This window comes from Nodosilinea sp. AN01ver1 (assembly GCF_050565655.1).
Lineage (GTDB): Bacteria > Cyanobacteriota > Cyanobacteriia > Phormidesmidales > Phormidesmidaceae > Nodosilinea.
This window is the reverse complement of sequence record NZ_JBNXVS010000012.1, coordinates 63,892-80,316: the sequence shown is the minus strand read 5'-3', so window position 1 is coordinate 80,316 and position 16,425 is coordinate 63,892. Positions and strand designations below refer to the sequence as shown.

Annotated in this window: 14 protein-coding genes; 9 read left to right on the top strand and 5 right to left on the bottom strand. The window is 56.2% G+C overall.

The window, feature by feature from the left end; genetic code table 11:
• The first annotated feature begins 162 nt into the window (after window positions 1-162).
• On the top strand, window positions 163-762 hold the full coding sequence (locus ACQ4N7_RS12070; protein ID WP_035985556.1) for a Uma2 family endonuclease: 600 nt from the start codon (window positions 163-165) through the stop codon (window positions 760-762).
• Window positions 763-776: 14 nt separating this feature from the next.
• Here ACQ4N7_RS12070 and mobF read toward each other — a convergent pair whose 3' ends face one another.
• A complete protein-coding gene (mobF, locus tag ACQ4N7_RS12065) occupies window positions 777-3,470 on the bottom strand; it encodes a MobF family relaxase (protein ID WP_430711779.1) in 2,694 nt (897 codons plus the stop codon).
• A 10-nt stretch (window positions 3,471-3,480) separates the two neighbouring features.
• A complete protein-coding gene (locus ACQ4N7_RS12060) occupies window positions 3,481-3,798 on the bottom strand; it encodes a hypothetical protein (protein ID WP_035985554.1) in 318 nt (105 codons plus the stop codon).
• 624 nt (window positions 3,799-4,422) lie between these two features.
• Here ACQ4N7_RS12060 and ACQ4N7_RS12055 point away from each other — a divergent pair.
• From ACQ4N7_RS12055 to ACQ4N7_RS12035, 5 genes are all read left to right on the top strand, one after another.
• The gene (locus ACQ4N7_RS12055) at window positions 4,423-5,556 is read left to right on the top strand and encodes a ParM/StbA family protein (protein WP_035985553.1); all 1,134 of its coding nucleotides are present in this window, start codon (window positions 4,423-4,425) and stop codon (window positions 5,554-5,556) included.
• Between the two features lie 44 nt (window positions 5,557-5,600).
• On the top strand, window positions 5,601-6,089 hold the full coding sequence (locus tag ACQ4N7_RS12050) for a hypothetical protein (RefSeq protein WP_035985552.1): 489 nt from the start codon (window positions 5,601-5,603) through the stop codon (window positions 6,087-6,089).
• Complete coding sequence (locus ACQ4N7_RS12045) at window positions 6,086-6,469, top strand: hypothetical protein (RefSeq protein WP_106920034.1); 384 nt, start codon at window positions 6,086-6,088, stop codon at window positions 6,467-6,469. The genes ACQ4N7_RS12050 and ACQ4N7_RS12045 overlap by 4 nt, the downstream gene beginning before the upstream one ends.
• 123 nt (window positions 6,470-6,592) lie before the next feature.
• Window positions 6,593-6,832 (top strand): hypothetical protein, encoded by a 240-nt coding sequence (locus ACQ4N7_RS12040; RefSeq protein ID WP_035989033.1) that lies wholly within the window; start codon window positions 6,593-6,595, stop codon window positions 6,830-6,832.
• Window positions 6,833-6,973: 141 nt separating this feature from the next.
• On the top strand, window positions 6,974-7,222 hold the full coding sequence (locus tag ACQ4N7_RS12035) for a hypothetical protein (protein WP_072016013.1): 249 nt from the start codon (window positions 6,974-6,976) through the stop codon (window positions 7,220-7,222).
• A 68-nt stretch (window positions 7,223-7,290) separates the two neighbouring features.
• Here the strand turns inward: ACQ4N7_RS12035 and ACQ4N7_RS12030 are convergent, their stop codons facing one another.
• Window positions 7,291-8,211, bottom strand: coding sequence for an alpha/beta fold hydrolase (locus ACQ4N7_RS12030; RefSeq protein ID WP_035985550.1), 921 nt, complete (start codon window positions 8,209-8,211; stop codon window positions 7,291-7,293).
• A gap of 166 nt (window positions 8,212-8,377) precedes the next feature.
• On the opposite strand from ACQ4N7_RS12030, the gene mrdA reads away from it, so the two are divergent.
• Window positions 8,378-10,177: a penicillin-binding protein 2 gene (gene mrdA, locus ACQ4N7_RS12025; protein WP_052049946.1), complete on the top strand. Its 1,800-nt coding sequence runs from the start codon at window positions 8,378-8,380 to the stop codon at window positions 10,175-10,177.
• 34 nt (window positions 10,178-10,211) lie between these two features.
• Here the strand turns inward: mrdA and rppB are convergent, their stop codons facing one another.
• Window positions 10,212-11,582 (bottom strand): two-component system sensor histidine kinase RppB, encoded by a 1,371-nt coding sequence (gene rppB / locus ACQ4N7_RS12020; protein WP_035985549.1) that lies wholly within the window; start codon window positions 11,580-11,582, stop codon window positions 10,212-10,214.
• A gap of 6 nt (window positions 11,583-11,588) precedes the next feature.
• Window positions 11,589-12,284 (bottom strand): two-component system response regulator RppA, encoded by a 696-nt coding sequence (gene rppA / locus ACQ4N7_RS12015; RefSeq protein ID WP_035985548.1) that lies wholly within the window; start codon window positions 12,282-12,284, stop codon window positions 11,589-11,591.
• Window positions 12,285-12,405: 121 nt separating this feature from the next.
• Between rppA and ACQ4N7_RS12010 the strand changes: the two genes are divergently transcribed.
• Together ACQ4N7_RS12010 and ACQ4N7_RS12005 are read left to right on the top strand one after the other, a co-directional pair.
• The gene (locus tag ACQ4N7_RS12010; RefSeq protein ID WP_035985547.1) at window positions 12,406-13,137 is read left to right on the top strand and encodes a cobalt transporter; all 732 of its coding nucleotides are present in this window, start codon (window positions 12,406-12,408) and stop codon (window positions 13,135-13,137) included.
• A 118-nt stretch (window positions 13,138-13,255) separates the two neighbouring features.
• Window positions 13,256-16,420, top strand: a complete 3,165-nt coding sequence (locus ACQ4N7_RS12005) for a CusA/CzcA family heavy metal efflux RND transporter (RefSeq protein ID WP_035985546.1) — start codon at window positions 13,256-13,258, stop codon at window positions 16,418-16,420.
• Window positions 16,421-16,425 lie beyond the last annotated feature (5 nt).

The following is a 16,425-nucleotide window of genomic DNA, read 5'->3' as shown; positions in this document are numbered from 1 at the left end:
CCATGAACGTCTGCCGTAGGTTGGCTTGGATCTTTGAATATTGGGTCATTTGGGCCGAGTTAACTAAAAGCTTTTTATGCGGGGGGTAGGCAGGGCAGTCCAGGGGTTAGGTAAAGCCATGCAGCACGCTAGGATGAGAACAACGTCTGCGGGGAAAAGGCTATGACCCAGGCAAAGGTAAAGCTCGCTTCCTTTGAGGAGTATCTTGCCTACAGTAATGAGACGCCGCTAGAGGGGCGTTTTGAATTAGTGCGTGGGGAGTTAGTCGAATTGCCACCCGAGTCAGAACCGAATAATTGGCTGGCTAATTACCTGCAATTTCTGCTGGTCGCGGCCAACGTCGCTCCCCTGCGGTTAATCAAAATCCATGCGTTAGAACTGCAAGTGCCGGTCTTGCAACCGAACGATGCGGCCAACCGCTACCCCGACCTGGTGGTGCTTTGCCCTGAGCATCTGGAACTGACCCAGAGGCGGTTAACGATCACCCGTGATATGCCACCCCCTCGGTTGGTGGTTGAGATTGTCAGCCCTGGCAAAACCAATCGAGACCGCGATTATGTCTCCAAACGGGCTCAGTACGCAGCCCTTGGGGTGCCGGAGTACTGGCTAGTTGACCCCGTAGCCCAAACCGTCATGGTGCTGTCGCTAGCTGGTGAGACCTATCAAGAGGTTGGAGTATTTGGTTTGCAGAGGGCTATTGCCTCAGTCGAGTTTCCAGATCTCACTCTGAAAGCAAGCCAGATTTTTGAGGCTGACCGATAGCTTCGGCCAATCCCCTATCGTTCCAAGCTTCCATCTTGTTTGTTGGAACTGTTGTTATGCATTGTGTGGGCCAGGTTTGCCTGTTGGCTGGCCATAGCAACTAAATTGTTCAAATTGGTCGGTAGCGGCAAATCAGTGGGCTGAGAGCGGCCACTACTGATACCCGTAACCTCCCCAGGGTTTTCCTTTGCCCTAGATCGCTCCACCCGCTCGATCAGCCGATCCAAATCTTCCGAGGCATATAGCCGCAGCTCTCGCTTCACCCGGCTCACCGCCACATAAAAGCTCGCGCGCGCCACATGGCGATCCAACGCCCCAATCACCCGCTCCGCCGATTTGCCCTGGGCTGCATAGGTAGTACTGACCAGCGCGTAGTCCAGATGCGCTAGCTCCGAACCCTCAAAGGATCCCAACTCCCCTTGCCCCCAACGCATCAGTACCTGCCCTTCCTCAAGCCCCACCACCTCAAACTCCTGGCCATTGCGACGCCCCAGGGCATGGTCATTGCACGTCCACCGCAGGCGATCGCCCACCGCAATCTCCATCTCCTCCACTTCATAGACCGACTTCCGCCGGATCTGGGCTGGATCCACCTGCAACGCTCCCTCGGATTGCCCCCGCAGCGTCAGCCCATTACTGTGACTATCCGTCGTCAGCACCTCGTAGCGCTGCCCCTTCTCTAACCCCAGCCGCTTGTAGCTGGCCTGGGGAATCAGCATATTCCCCGGCTGAAAATGGTGGGCATAGCTGGCCTGGGTCTCCGTTAAATCCCTCGCCTTCAGCCGCTTTACCGTCAGACCTTGGCCTAGGGTGCCTTCTGCCTTCATGCCCTCTCGCACCAGCTGGGTAATCGCCAATCGCTCCTGGTTGGTGCCTGCCAAGAGCAAGGTCTTCTTTCGCTCATCTGGAGCCAGGGCGAGATAGTCGCGGGCGATCGCCGCTGCCCTCGCCTCCTGACTACTCACCTGGTGGATGTACGGCTTCAACTGCCGCACCCCCGCTGCAATTTCCCCAGCGGCAATCAGGTCAACCCCCGCCTTGATCTGCTGGTTCTTCTGCCGCAACGACTGGGTGAGGTAGGCCGTCGCCATCCCCGCCTGCTGCAAACTCTTGAACGGGTTCCCCGCCTCCACCGCCGACAGCTGCCGGGTATCTCCCACCAAAACCACTCGGGCCTGCTGCGCCTGGGCTTTGGTCACCAGGGCCAAAGCATCCTTGGCACTCAAGAGCCCCGCCTCGTCTACCACCCATACCTCAGGCTGAGCCGGGTTCGGTTCCACTGGTTGAGCACACAGCAATGCTGCCACTGTTTCCACCGGCTGAATCTGAGCCGAGTCGCCCAAGGCCTTCGCCGCCTCCGCACTAGGAGCAAAGCCCCGAACGGTGTAGCCCTGGGCCTCCGCAATCTGGCGAAACTGATTCAGGGCATAGCTCTTCCCCGCCCCAGCCACCCCCTGCCAGGCGATGACGCGATCGCGGGTGGTGGCCGCCAACATCACCCCCTGCACCTGGCCCTCGGTCAGGCCCTGATTGCGCAGATTTGCTTCCACCAAGTCTGGCGAGGCGATCGCCCCCACATCTCCTCGGCCATCCAATACCGTGCGAATGGTCTCCAACTCCCGCAGCACCGCCGTCTGGGTAGTCAGCCGCTGGTCATGGGTGTGAATCACTTCCGGATCGGTGTCCACTGTCTGTTGCACGTCATCAAAGAGCTGCTGCCCCAGATGGTTTTCCAGGGCAAACCGCTCCACTTGCTCGCGATGGAACACTGCCTCCCGCTCAGCGCAGTGGGTCAGCCCGGCTTGAGTGGCCCGCTTCGGCTGGCTCTGCCAGTCCATCAACTGGGGTTGAGGGTGCTCCAGCTTCAGCGCCTGGGCCTGCTGCTGCCAGTAGGTGCGCAGTTCTTCTCTGGGGATTTCCTTGCCCTTAGGTGCTCGGGTCATCAGCGTCGCCAGCTCTCGCGCCTGGGCCGTCGCATTCTCCTCTACTGCTGCCAGAATCTGCTCCCGCCGCTTGGAGAAAGTTTGGAGGTCTTCGGCTTGATACCCCCGGAGTTCAAACTGACCGTTGGCCCTGGGCTCAATGCCGTAACCCAGGCGCTGCACCTCCACCGCCAGCTCGTTTTGGTAAATCATCCCCAACAGCTTTTGCTGCTTGAAGAGGGTGTCGTTGTGGAGCGACTGCCAGCGACCATCATTCAGCTGCGTGGCATTGATCACCACGCAATGGGTGTGCAGCTGCGGATCCTTCTCGCGGGAGGTGTCGTGGTGGAACTGGGCGACGATCAGGTTGCCGGTGCCAACTGCCTGCCTTCCCTCCGGTGTCCGCACCCGTGTTTGGGCATAGCGCTCCTCGATGATAGCCAGGGTACGAGTAACAGCAGTGCGATGGGCCTGCTCGATCGCTTCATTCCCCCCGACCAGGGCCGCCAGGCTGATACTCTTGGGCGCACTAAAAGTTAAATCCAGCCCGGCTCGATGACGATCTGGGTCAATCTTTCGACCCGATAGAGTTTGGTGCCCCTGAGGATGGGAGCCATGGAGCAGGTTCTTGAAGTCGGCCCCCTGCACCTGGCCTGATAGCCCCAGGCTCTTGGCCCCCTGGCCCCACCAACCCGAGTGGGCCTGGTTCTCTTCATTGGTGTAGTAATTCTCGGCGGTGTAGTATGTTTCGCCCTGGTTGGCGCTGATCACCGTCAGGCTGAGCATGGCTGACCTCCTAGCCCTCTACTAAACCCTGGCGCTTGCGGATTTCCTGAATCAGCGCCTTGCGATTTTCCAGCGCCTGCGGCCCCCGAGCATTAGCCTGCTCTAGGGCGATGGTCTCCAGCAAAATCTGGAGCCCCTGAAACTGCACTTGCAGCAGCTCCATCCGAGCCTTCAGATCATCCACCTGTCGTTCCAGTTCGCGGCGCTGCTGCCCGTCGCGCATCATCAGGCGAATGATGCTGGCGGCGGGTAGGCCCAGCCGATTGGCCTCTTTTTCGACGATTGCCGCCTCTTCGAGGGGCAGCGAGACGCTAAATCCTTTACCCATGAGCTTTTCCGTGAATTCGTTAGTAATTCGTAAACGACCGGCCATTGGCTCCCATACCTGGAACCCTTGATATTGCTGGGTTTCTGCAACCCCCTGGCCCAGGGCTGGGCGTGGTGTGTGAAACGCGGAGCGACGAAACGCAGTGGAGTGGCGTAGCCCCCAGGGCAGCCCATCAGGCTTTTGCCGGGGCATTTGTGCTAAGGGAGGGGGAGCAATAGTCTCTGTTGTAGCCCACAGATATTGCCAGTTCTGATCAATCCAACAAGCAGCAAAATTTGTTTTTATTCATCACTTAGGTGATTGGTTTTCGTCTCTTATAGAAAGACCCCAACCAGCAAGTCGTGATTAAGTCGTTATCAAGTCGTGAATGATTCAGTGATTCTAGAGTTCTGCCAGAATCTAGCTAGACAAGTCGTTATCAAGTCGTTATCAAGTCGTGAATAAGTCGTGAATGAAATTCTTCAGTCATCAAAACGATGATGGATTTTGCTGAAGATAACAATTCAGTCGTTATTAAGTCGTGAATAAAACCGGCGATTCAGAATACAGATATTCATCAACAGAATTGAAGGCCCTCTTTGCTCTTCAGGATGTTGATTAAACGCTGTCATTGGCATTCAAACTATGACCCAGATCATCCAGACCTATATCGACATGGGCAGCTCTGCCACCAAGTGTCTCTACTGGCAGGGCCAGCCCTACCTGCTGCACCTCGACCCCCAGGTGGCTCGGTTGAACCCAGCGCGGCTTGATCGACTAATGCTGGGCGGGTTGACCAGCCAGGAACCCGAGGACAGTGCCTATGTGATGGTGGGCAATAGTGCCTATGCCATTGGGGCGTTGGCGATCGCCCAAAAAGGTGACTCGGGTCTGGCTCTGCCGAAGCGCGATCGCGCTGTCTACAAAATCCTGGCTACCCTCGGCGTCATCGCTGAGAAAACCTTGGTCACCCAGGACTTCGACACCTCGGGTTGTGAGTTCACCGCTCAGCTGGGTCTGCTGCTGCCGCTGGAAGAATATTGGCAAGACCGCAAGGAGTTGAAGGCTCAGATTCTGGGAGCTATTTCAGACTTCAGCTTTCGGGGCCGGTCTCTGTTTGGGCAACTAGAGCGCGTTGAGATGCAGCCAGAAGGAGCTGGGCTCTACTTGGCGAAGGGATTACAGCTAGCGAGGGCTGGGGTGGGAATTCGCGATTCTACCGTCGTCGTCCTCATGTTCGGCCACCGCAATCTCTCTATCCTCACCTTCGAGAAGGGCAGCACACCCCAGGAAACCAACAGCACCTCCCAGGGGCCAGGGTTCGTGGAATACCTAAAGCAGTGTGCCACCGAACTGCCGGGTGTCGCTCCTGATGATCCGGCTCTGCTGGAAGCAATCCTTCAAGACCATCCTACCTTCCACGTCCCAGGCCGTAAGGAAGCTCTCGATCTGACCAGGGCCTGTAGTTATGCTCGGGAGTTCTATCTAGATCGGGTGAATCAGTTTCTGGTGGAGTGGCTGCCCTCGGCTGAAGTAGAGGTAATTGTCGGCGGGGGTGCCGCCTACTTTATTAGGCCAGAGCTGGAGCAGTTTTTTGACCAGCGCGGGCTTACTCAGCAGATCACCTGGGCCGAGGCCCTGCGACAGGAGATGACCGACGTGCTGCGAGGCCAGGAGGGTACGGCAGAACCCGACTTGATCACCAGCGTCCGCTGGGCCGATGTCTATGGGTTGTTCAAAACGTTCATGTACAGCGCCAATCCAACCCAGACCCGCTAGCGCCAAACTCTACCCAATCGCAGCAACGATAAGGACTCAAAGGAATGACCCAAACCTCCAAAACAAAGGCCCGGATTCAGTACTCCAGCCGAGATGAGCTGGATGTGGCGGTGATTGGTTATTGCCGGGGAAAGTCTCGCCACGACCTCCATGCCCGTATGCGATCGGCGCTGAATGGCTGCTATGGCCCTTTTGCCATGGCAGCCATTCAATCTCCCCAGGATGAAATTCGGCGGCAGGCTGTGCGATCAATTCAGCAGTTGACGACTCAGATTCTAGAGATCAAGGAACGGTTTCTGCCGGAGTGGGAAGCCTTCGATGATTCGATAACTCCACCCAAGACAGCTCTCCCACTGGGTAAGCCATACCCACGACATCTACCATCGGCTAATGGCTCTATGGCATCCGCCCCAGCAGCACCCATCAAAACGGTGACCGCCGCAGGGCCGGTGGATCAGCCCCTGCGGGAGTTCTTGGGCGACGATGCCGCCATCATGGCGGGGCTCAACCCTTTCATCAATGACTTGACTTGACCTCACCGCGCCCCAGAACACCGACCGTTGTTGACCGCCAGACTCAGGAGCAGATTGCGGGGACGGCGGTGCTGCTCCTGGAGCGGTTTTGCCAGGGGCAGCACCGGGGGCAGCGAGTGTTTGAGGGCAAGCAGTTCTACACAATTGTGGAGCGGGGGCGCGATCTGAATATCGAGTTCAGGGGCGATGCCCACCACCTGCCGGAGACGATTCTCACGTTGCGGACTCAGCGACAGGGTGGGCAAACGTTCTACGAAATTGAGTCCTGGCTAACCCAGGCAGATGTGCAGCGGTTCGCCCTGATTCGGCAGGAGCTACACAAAGATCTAGGGAATAGCCAAATATCCTCAAGGCAAACTACCGGATCAGTTCTAAATTGACGTACTATAACCTGAATGTTGTCACCCGTGCATGCTCACGTTCTTGCCATGATAGCCGCTAAAACCCCAACCAGACGACACTGGGAACTGTTCAAGGCTTACAAGGCTAGGATTTCGAGACAAATGGAGCCGGAAGAGTTCCTAGAGTACTGGGTTGTCACCTACGACGAATTAGCGGAATTATGCGGGCGCTCTAAGAGCACCGTGGCCCACTGGTTCTCGCAGGGAGAGCATCGCCGCGAGCCATCCGAAGCGGATAAGCGTCGGCTGGCCGAAGTTCATGCTCTCTGGAGTCAGTTTGAGAATGAGCCCTCCCACCTCCGAGAGATTTGGGAACGAAAGCGGAAGCGAAAACGAGACTAAATCTTGTCACTCGTGCATTATTTTGTTGCCCTAACAGCAACCTTGTAGTTATTGTGGTCTTGAAGCGACAAAGGTCGTTGAGCATCCTGGAGCGCTTAGTTCTCTCAACGCCCTCCATAACTCCTCATTTGGTGAACCACAATGACTCGACCTCCGGCAAACTACCCGCAGAATCCTCACTCTGCTCTTTTACCAATTGCGGTTGAAGATGCTCCGTCTGGTCGAGAACCGTTACGGCATCTGCTGATTGGCTCCCCGAGGGGTGTTACGAGCACCATCCATAATCTCTATGGGCTCGGCTATGCCGAAGTGGGAATATGGAGCCCGCTCCTACCTACCCCCAATCCTGGCGAGGTCATGTCTATTCTGACTCGGTATATTCTTCTTTGAGAAAGCACATAAATAATGGAAGCACCCTCGCTAAATGTCGTTCAATACGGCGTTAAGGCGTGATTAGATTAGTCCGCCAAATGCCGGGCTAGAAACGGCAGCAGAATGGCCAGTGCTTCTTCCGAATATTCTTCTCCCAAACCCAAAGAGCCTGGTGCCATGGCAGACTTCACTCCGGCCATAGCGCTCAGCATCTCCATCTCGGCTTTAGACTTGGGTGGGCTTTGTTGCCCAACAATGACCAGCTTAGGTACCGTCACCACCTGCATCAAATCTAGCCAGTCAGTGCGCTGCTGCACTGGGTCGAGACCCCCTGTTACAAAGGCTGCGGAGGCAAATCTGGCTCCCTTAGTTTGGGTTGTTTGGTGCTTAGCCTGCATCAGCTCTGGGGTAATGTGGGCGGCATCGCTGTAGACATGGCGACTCATCATCCATCGTAAAAAAGTTGGGTGAGCATTCAAGGCATACAGGGCTTGCCCCACCACCGGGCACCATACTAACCAACGCAGCAGGCTATAGGCCCAGCGATGATTGCCCATCGCTGTGGGCAGTGGCCCACGCCAGGTTGGTGCCATCAGCGCGATCGCTCGTAACTGGGGTATGGTACTTCCGTCGGTAGCCAGGGCCAGGGCGTACCCCGTACTATGGCCAGCCGCTACCAACCCGGCCAACCCTGGCACGATATCCTGAACAAAATCCTTCAGCAGGGCGTGGTAAATCGCTGGGCGAGTTCGCCAGGCTGGGCGATCAGACTCCCCAAACCCTGGCCAATCTAGGGTAACCACCTCATAGTGCTGAGCCAACGTTGCCGCTACAGTATTGAGCTCGACACGGGTAGAGATGCTGCTGAGGGCAGGTAGCAAGAGTATAGGCGGCCCTTCCCCGCGCAGGTCGTAGGCTATAGTGGCTGACTGGTGATGCCAATGCCAGGCGTAGTATCGCGTTTCGACAGGTGCCTGTGCCTGATCTAAAAGCTTGACTTCAGCCACGCCAGTGTCCTTGTCCTTCTGACAACATCATTTCCTATATTAACGCCCAGAATGTGCGGATTGCTTATTCGTAGTTGAGCTTAAGAACCAGCATTTCATCTCGTTTTCATCGCACAACTGACAAAATGAAAAGCTGATTCTCATCCTGACAACTAGATTCACCTGTATGATTCTGACCTCCCGCAATAGTAAAACCTCTAAGGGTTACACAATCCCTTCCTTTGAACGCCGCAGGGTTGGTAGTCATCCTCGATCACTGCTTATCATTTTGATTCTCTCTGTAGTTTTTTGGGGCGTGATTGGTGGCCGTTTGTTTTATTTGCAGTTGGTTGAAGGCAGCCGCTACCACCAACTTGCTATTAATAATCGAATTCGCCTGATTTCTAATCAGCCTACTCGGGGCAGAATTCTAGACCGTGATGGACGGGAACTAGCAGGAAGTCGCCTATCTTACGCAGTATATGTATGGGCATTTGCAGTTCGTGAGCCGAGCTGGGAAAATACTCGCAAACAGGTTGCTCGGCTGCTTAGTATTTCTGAAATTGAAATTCAAAAACGGTTAGAACAAGTCGATCAAGAATCTCCATTCTTGTTTCGTATTGCTCAGGATATTAGCCCTGCCCAAGTAACAGCATTTCAAGAACGTATGACAGATCTTCCTGGTGTGGTGGTAAACACTGAAACAGTACGCTACTACCCCAATAATGAATTGGCTGCGCATGCGTTGGGATATCTCGGCGAAATCTCTGGAGAAGAACTGCAACAACGTACCAATGAGGGGTATCGCCTGGGTGATGTTGTAGGGCAGATGGGTGTAGAAGCCGCCTTTGAACAACAGTTGCGTGGCGATCGCGGCGGGCAGCAGATTGAAATTGATGGGACGGGGCAGGTCGTCCGCGTTTTAGGCGAAAAATTGGCTCGGCCAGGGCAAGACGTACAGCTTACTTTAGATTTGGATTTGCAAAAAGCAGCGGAATCTGCCTTAGGAAATAGAGAAGGAGCGATCGTTGCGCTTGCCTCCGAAACAGGCGAAGTTTTAGCTATGGTTAGTCATCCTGCGTTTAATCCTAATTTGTTTACAAGCCAGATTAACGCAACCCAGTGGCAGCAGCTTCAAAGCAAAAAATTTCCCTTTGTCAATCGTGCTTTGCAAGGCTATCCGCCTGCTAGTACGTTCAAAATTGTCACTACTACAGCAGCTTTAGAGTCGGGTCGCTATTCTCGAAGTACTGTATTGCAAACTTCACCCTACCTTAATTTAGGTGGCATCAAGTTTTGGGAGTGGAATAGATCGGGATTTGGTCAACTAGATTTTGTTGGCGCGATGGCAAACAGTAGCAATACCTTTTTTGGCAGCGTAGGTATGGGTGTGGGTGAAACGACCCTCATTCGATGGGCACGAAAGTTTGGTTTAGGGCAAAAGACAGGCATTGAGCTGGGCGGAGAGGCGCACGGATTGGTGCCAGATGCGGCGTGGAAGCAGAAAATTTTTAACGAAGATTGGTACCCAGGTGACACGGTCAATTTCTCCCTAGGGCAGGGGGCGATTCAGGCGACACCACTCCAGGTGGCAGTCATGTTCGCTGCTATTGCCAATGGTGGTGCTCGGGTTACGCCACATCTGAAAAAGGGTTCAGAGGCATCGACTCAGCGCCAGTCTGTCGATCTTAGTACCGAGACGTTACAGGTAATTCAGGAGGGACTGAGGGCAGTTGTTGTGCGGGGCACGGGTCAAGCGTTAAACAGTTCTTCTCTGCCACCCATTGCGGGCAAAAGCGGTACTGCCGAAGACCCGCCGCGTCAGTCTCATGCCTGGTTTGGGGCCTATGCTCCGGCTGACAACCCTGAAATTGTTGTCGTAGCCTTTGCTGAAAATTCTGGTGGTGGCGGTGGCTCGATCGCGGGGCCAATGGTAAAACAAGTCTTGGCAGCCTACTTTGAACCTGAACTGGCACTACAGCCTTAACCAATTGCTGTCTATCAGTACTTCGGAACTTCTGCTAGTGAGAAATAGGGGCTAATCGCAAGGTGAAGACACTGCCCTCTCTGGGTTGGCTTGCAACGGTTAACTGCCCCCCATGGCTCTTGGCGATCGCCTTGGCAATCGCCAACCCCAACCCAGTGCCGCCAGTCTTGCGAGAGCGATCGCTATCGACCCGATAAAAGCGTTCAAAAATACGGTTTTGTTCAGCTAGGGGAATACCAACCCCGGTATCTTTGACGGCAACAATAGCAGTGCGATCGCGAGTCTCTAAGCTCACCAGCACCGACCCGCCTGGGGTGGTGTACTGAATGGCGTTGGCAATTAAGTTAGAGACGAGTCGATAGAGTTGAGATTCATGTCCTAAAACGTAAATTTCGACATCGGGAATTTGATTGGTCAAGTGGATATCTGAGACGGTGGCCAGTTCCGAGAATTCTTCGGTTAAATCAGCGACCAAATCATTGAGACAGCAGGGTTTAAACGATTTGGGTGAGGCGTCCTGTTCCAGGCTGGTCAGCAACAATAAGTCGCCGACCAAGTGGCTGAGGCGACGGCCCTGGCGCTCTACGGTTTGGAGCATGGGTGTAACCTCCTGCTGGAGGGTTGGTGGCAGTCGCAGAATCGCTTCTACCGTGGCTAGCAAACTGGCCAGAGGCGACCTGAGCTCGTGGGCGGCATCGGCGGTAAACTGCTGCTGCCGTTGATAAGACTGGTAAATCGGCTGCATGGCCAGACCCGCCAGCCACCAGCTAGAGGCTGCTACTAGGGCCAAAGCCAGGGGCAACCCTATGGCTAACACCCACTGAATACGCTTCACCTCAGCATCAAAGGGGGCCAGGGTGCGCCCAATTTGCATGTGCCCCCAGGAGGGATGATCATGGCCATCAGTATTGGTGGGATGGGCATCGGCACTGTGCAAAATGGTGGTGAACTGGCGGTAGCGAGTGCCATTGTCGCTTTGTAGAGTTTGCCACAGGGCAGGGTTCACAGTTTGGGGCAGGGGCAAGGGCTGATTGGGCGAAAAGGCCAAAAGTTCGCCATGGTGATTGAACAGGCGAATGTAGTAGCTGCTGCGATCGCTAATGCCAATGGTATGGCGCTGAATCACGGTAGGCTGGGGCACACAGACCTGCCCTGCCACACACAGATCCGGAAAAATTTGCTGCAAAACAACGGTCGGGTCTGCCGACGGGGGCAGCATGGGTTCTAGGCTGTCGTGGAGCGTCCCGGCGATCGATTCAATTTCTCGCTCTAGGGCAGCCCAGTTTGACTGAATCAGCGCCCGGTAGATCCCCAGCCCCGATAGACTCAAAATCATCGCCATGACCCCGGCATACCAGAGGGCCAAGCGGGTGCGACTGCGACGAAAGAGTTGTTGGCTATTCATGGGTAGCTACAGGGATGAGTTGAAACGATAGCCTTGGCCAGGAATGGTCTCGATTGGGCAGGCACAGCCATGCTTGGCCAGCTTGCGGCGCAACAGGCGAATTTGGGCGGCCACCACATTGCTCACTGGCTCGTCGTCAAGATCCCACAGCTGGTAGCGAATTTTGCTGCCGGGAATGATGCGATCGCAGTTTTGCATCAGGTAGGTCAGCACCTGAAACTCTTTTAGAGTGAGAGGAATGGTCTGGGCAGGTTGACCGGGTAGCTCAACCTGTAGTTGGGTGTTGGCATCGTCTAGGGTAAAAGCGCCCACAGTCAACTGCTGAGGCTGGAGCTGGGGCGATCGCCGCTGAATTGCCCGCAGCCGCGCCAGCAGTTCCTCCATCACAAAGGGTTTAACCAAATAGTCATCGGCTCCGGCGTCTAGCCCAGTGACGCGATTTTCGGGCTGGCCCAGGGCAGTCAGCATCAGCACCGGCAAAGGGTTTTGGTATGCCCTGAGCCGCTGGCATAGCTCCAGCCCAGACAGCTCGGGCAACAGCCAATCAACAATGGCCAAGGTGTAGTCCGTCCACTGGTTTTCGAGGCAGTACCAGGCCTGGGCACCATCGGTCACCCAGTCCACCACATACTTCTCACCCATCAAAACCTGCTTAATCGCCAGTCCCAAATCCTCCTCATCTTCCACCAGCAAAATTCGCATAGCGTCGGGGTACAACAGTTCACGACGTTGATCTTACAGAACGACCCGCCGTTTCACCTCGATTTCATCTGGTCTCTGGCAGACTACGACCGACCGTACCCAAATTTCGGAGTGAGGAACCATGCGTTACACCCAAAAGCCTTTTCTAGAAGCCGTTCTAATTACCGTTCTGTTTCTAGCTGTACCCAAAGCCGCAATCTCCCACGTGGGCCACGGCGATGAATTCCAGGCCGAAGGCGGCGTCAACCGGGTCGAGGTCAAGGCCGAGACCGACTCCCTCTTGGGGATCGAGGTTAACTCCATTAAGTCTGCTGCCGATGGCAGCGCCGCCGTACTGATTCCGGTGACGGCCCTGGTGGACGATGCCGGTCAACAGCTTGTCTTTGTGCAGTACGAGAATTTTTATGAGCCAGTGCCGGTAACGACTGGTGCGACCCAGGGCGACCTAATTGAAATTACCGATGGACTATCGGTAGGGGAGCAGCTTGTCACCCAGGGCAGCCTCTCGCTCTATGCCGAATCACGCAAAACCCAAACTGCTGATGCAGCTACCAGCCCCGAGGCACTCGTTACCCCTCAAAACCATGCCCAGGCCGATGCCCAAGGCATTCCCCACAGCCACGATGCCACTGGCAATCTCGCTCAGTCCAGTGAAACGGCCCCCCCAGATGGTGATCTAGCTCAAGCGAGTGAAACCGTTGCACCCTCCAGAGGCTTTCCGTGGGCGCTTGTAGTCGGAGTCACATCAGCGGCTGCCGTAGTAACTGGGGCAATGACCTTTTTAAGTAGCGGTCGCAAAAAGAAGAGCCGCTTTTCTGATGGCACCTACTCCGGCAAAAGAGGGGACTACTAGCGCAGGTTGCTGCTCCAAATCAATGCCCCAGCAGGAGGTTGTCGCCTCGCCATCGGGGTTGCCATGCAACAGATGCGCTGGTGCGACGGACGGTATCTTTTTCTCAGATATTACTTAGATGTTTAACTCACTTCTGAACCAGACCCTCAAAAATTCCATTGCCCAGCGGTGGTTTATCGTGGCCGCTGCCATTGCGGTCACAATCTGGGGCATTTTCAGCCTCACCCAAATGCCGCTGGATGTGTTTCCCGAGTTTGCGCCGCCCCAGGTCGATATCCATACCGAGGCCCCTGGCCTGGCCCCCGAAGAAGTGGAAACCCAAATTACCGTGCCCATCGAAAGCGCAGTGAACGGCCTGCCCGGTGTAACCACCGTGCGCTCCTCGTCAAAAGTGGGCCTATCGATGGTGCAGGTGGTGTTTGACCAAGAGGCCGATATTGCCCAGGCGCGGCAGTTGGTCACCGAACGCCTGCAACAGGTGAGCAGCCAGCTGCCAGCGGGTGCTCACACCCCCGAGCTATCGCCCCTGGCCTCGCCCCTGGGCACGATTTTGATGTATTCCTTTACGCTCAATGGCCAGGGCCAGACCTCAATGCTGGATCTGCGCCGCCTGGTAGACGGTGCCCTCAGCCAGCAGATTTTGTCGGTGCCGGGGGTGACGCAGGTGACCGTCTACGGCGGTGACGAACGGCAGGAGCAGGTTTTGGTGAATCCGGAGCAGCTGCGCGATCGCAATGTGGCCCTCAATGAGGTCACCGACGCGGCCCGTGGCGCGAACTCCAACGCCCCTGGCGGCTTTTTGATCGGCGGTGGCCAAGAGCTGCTGGTGCGCGGCCTGGGCCAGGTGCAGTCAATTGACGACCTTCAGCAGTCGGTGGTCAAGGTCGAAAATGGCGAACCCATTCTGCTGCAAGACGTGGCCGAGGTGCAGACCGGGGCCGCTCTGAAGCGAGGCGATGCCAGCTTTAATGGTGCTCCCGCCATCGTGCTGATGATCAACAAGCAGCCGGACGTGGATACACCCACGGTGACTCAGGCGGTGGAAGCGGTGATTGCCGATTTGCAGCGCACCTTCCCGACCGACGTGCAGATGGCCCGCACCTTTCGCCAGTCAAACTTTATCGACTCTGCTATTGGCAACGTCAGCGGTTCGCTGATTGAGGGCATCATCATTGTGTCAGTCATCATGCTGCTGTTTTTGATGAACTGGCGCACGGCGATCATCACCCTCAGTGCCATTCCCCTGTCGCTGCTGATTGGCCTGATGTTCATGAAAGCCTTTGGTTTGGGCATCAACACTATGACCCTGGGCGGTCTGGTGGTGGCCATTGGCTCGGTGGTCGATGACTCGATTGTGGATATGGAGAACTGCTATCGCGGTCTGCGCACTAACCAGGCCCAGGGCAACCCCAAGCACCCCTTCCAGGTTGTGTACGACACCTCGGTAGAGGTACGGCTGGCAGTAATTTTTTCCACGGTGATTATCGTGGTGGTGTTTGCGCCGATCTTTAGTTTGACCGGGGTAGAAGGGCGAATTTTTGCGCCGATGGGCTTGGCTTATCTGCTTTCCATTGCTGCCTCTACCCTGGTGGCGATGACCCTGTCGCCCGCCCTCTGTGCCATTTTGCTGGCTAACCAAACCCTGCCCCAGGAGGGGACGTTTGTATCGCGCTGGGCGGAGCGGCTCTACCGTCCGCTGCTAAACCTGTCGATGCGGGCACCCCAGCTCATTCTGGCGCTGGCGCTGGCGGCGCTGGTGGCAGCTATGGCAATTGTGCCGTCCTTAGGGCGGGTGTTTTTGCCGGAATTTCAGGAAAAATCCCTGGTTAACTCCATGGTGCTGTTCCCTGGTGTGTCGCTGGATATCACCCATCGGGCGGGGATAGCGCTGGCCACAACGCTGCAAGATAACCCCCTCTACGAATGGGTGCAGGTGCGGGCGGGGCGCGCCCCTGGTGATGCCGATGGAGCGGGGGTGAATATGGCCCACGTCGATATTGAACTCAGCGACCTGGCCCTGGAAGACCGGGAGGCCAGTGTGCAACAACTGCGGGAGGCGTTTTTGGCGCTGCCGGGGGTAGCCCCAAACATTGGCGGGTTTATCTCCCACCGCATGGATGAGGTGCTGTCGGGGGTGAGAAGTGCGATCGCCATCAAAATCTTTGGCCCCGACCTGGCAGAACTGCGCCGCATTGGGGAGCAAGTACGCGACACTATTGAACCGATTGAAGGGGTCGTTGACCTCCAGCTAGAGCCGCAGTTGCCCATTCGCCAGGTGCAGATCCAGTACGATCGCACCGCAGCCGCGAGCTATGGTCTCAGCATGGCGGCGATCTCCGATGTGGTAGAAACGGCGCTGAACGGTCGGGTGGTCTCCCAGGTGCCGGAAGACCAGCAGTTGGTCAATATTGCCGTCGGTCTCCAAGAGTCGGCCCGCAACAACCTGGATGCGATTCGCGCTATCCCCATTGCTACTCCCACGGGCGAGACGATTTCTCTGGGGGATGTGGCCGCCGTTGACTACGGCATGGGGGCGAATGTGGTGAATCGGGAAGATGTGTCGCGGCTGATTGTGGTCTCGGCCAACGTGGCCGAGCGCGACCTGGGCAGCGTGGTGGGCGATATTCAAGCCCAGATTCAGCAGAATGTGCAATTGCCCAACGGTTACTTCATCCAGTACGGGGGCCAGTTTGAGTCAGAGCAGCGGGCCACCAGCAGCTTGCTGATTTACAGCATTCTGGCGGCGATCGCGATCGCCGTGCTGATGTTCTTCTCGGTTAAGTCGTTGCCCGCTACGGTTGCCATCATGATCAACCTGCCCCTGGCGCTGGTGGGGGGCATTATCTCCATCCTGCTGACCGGCGGCGTGATGTCCATCGCCTCGCTGATTGGCTTCATTACCCTGTTCGGTGTGGCCGTGCGCAATGGCCTGCTGTTGGTCGATAACTACAACAGCAAATTCGCCCAGGGATTACCGCTCAAGGAGGTGATAGTTGGTGGATCGCTTGACCGGGTCAACGCCATTTTGATGACGGCGCTGACCTCGGCGTTGGGGATGCTGCCCCTGGCGATCGCCAGCGGGGCTGGGAATGAGATTCTGCAACCGCTGGCGATCGTGGTGCTGGGTGGCCTCTTCACCTCCACCGCTCTGACGCTGCTGGTGATCCCGGCGATCTACGCCAAGTTTGGTAAGTGGCTGATGCCAAAACGAAAGCAAACTGCCTTGGAGGTTGCGATCGCTGTCAATGCGGCGGCGGGTTCTACCATAGGGGCAAGGCAGTAGTTAGT

What these genes read in the sequence shown, in the direction of transcription:
- mrdA (WP_052049946.1), top strand. Translation starts at nt 8,378, where the DNA reads ATGATTCTGACCTCCCGCAATAGTAAAACCTCTAAGGGTTACACAATC.
- ACQ4N7_RS12060 (WP_035985554.1), bottom strand. Translation starts at nt 3,798, where the DNA reads ATGGGTAAAGGATTTAGCGTCTCGCTGCCCCTCGAAGAGGCGGCAATC.
- rppA (WP_035985548.1), bottom strand. Translation starts at nt 12,284, where the DNA reads ATGCGAATTTTGCTGGTGGAAGATGAGGAGGATTTGGGACTGGCGATT.
- ACQ4N7_RS12055 (WP_035985553.1), top strand. Translation starts at nt 4,423, where the DNA reads ATGACCCAGATCATCCAGACCTATATCGACATGGGCAGCTCTGCCACC.
- ACQ4N7_RS12010 (WP_035985547.1), top strand. Translation starts at nt 12,406, where the DNA reads ATGCGTTACACCCAAAAGCCTTTTCTAGAAGCCGTTCTAATTACCGTT.
- ACQ4N7_RS12005 (WP_035985546.1), top strand. Translation starts at nt 13,256, where the DNA reads ATGTTTAACTCACTTCTGAACCAGACCCTCAAAAATTCCATTGCCCAG.
- mobF (WP_430711779.1), bottom strand. Translation starts at nt 3,470, where the DNA reads ATGCTCAGCCTGACGGTGATCAGCGCCAACCAGGGCGAAACATACTAC.
- ACQ4N7_RS12070 (WP_035985556.1), top strand. Translation starts at nt 163, where the DNA reads ATGACCCAGGCAAAGGTAAAGCTCGCTTCCTTTGAGGAGTATCTTGCC.
- rppB (WP_035985549.1), bottom strand. Translation starts at nt 11,582, where the DNA reads ATGAATAGCCAACAACTCTTTCGTCGCAGTCGCACCCGCTTGGCCCTC.
- ACQ4N7_RS12050 (WP_035985552.1), top strand. Translation starts at nt 5,601, where the DNA reads ATGACCCAAACCTCCAAAACAAAGGCCCGGATTCAGTACTCCAGCCGA.
- ACQ4N7_RS12040 (WP_035989033.1), top strand. Translation starts at nt 6,593, where the DNA reads ATGGAGCCGGAAGAGTTCCTAGAGTACTGGGTTGTCACCTACGACGAA.
- ACQ4N7_RS12035 (WP_072016013.1), top strand. Translation starts at nt 6,974, where the DNA reads ATGACTCGACCTCCGGCAAACTACCCGCAGAATCCTCACTCTGCTCTT.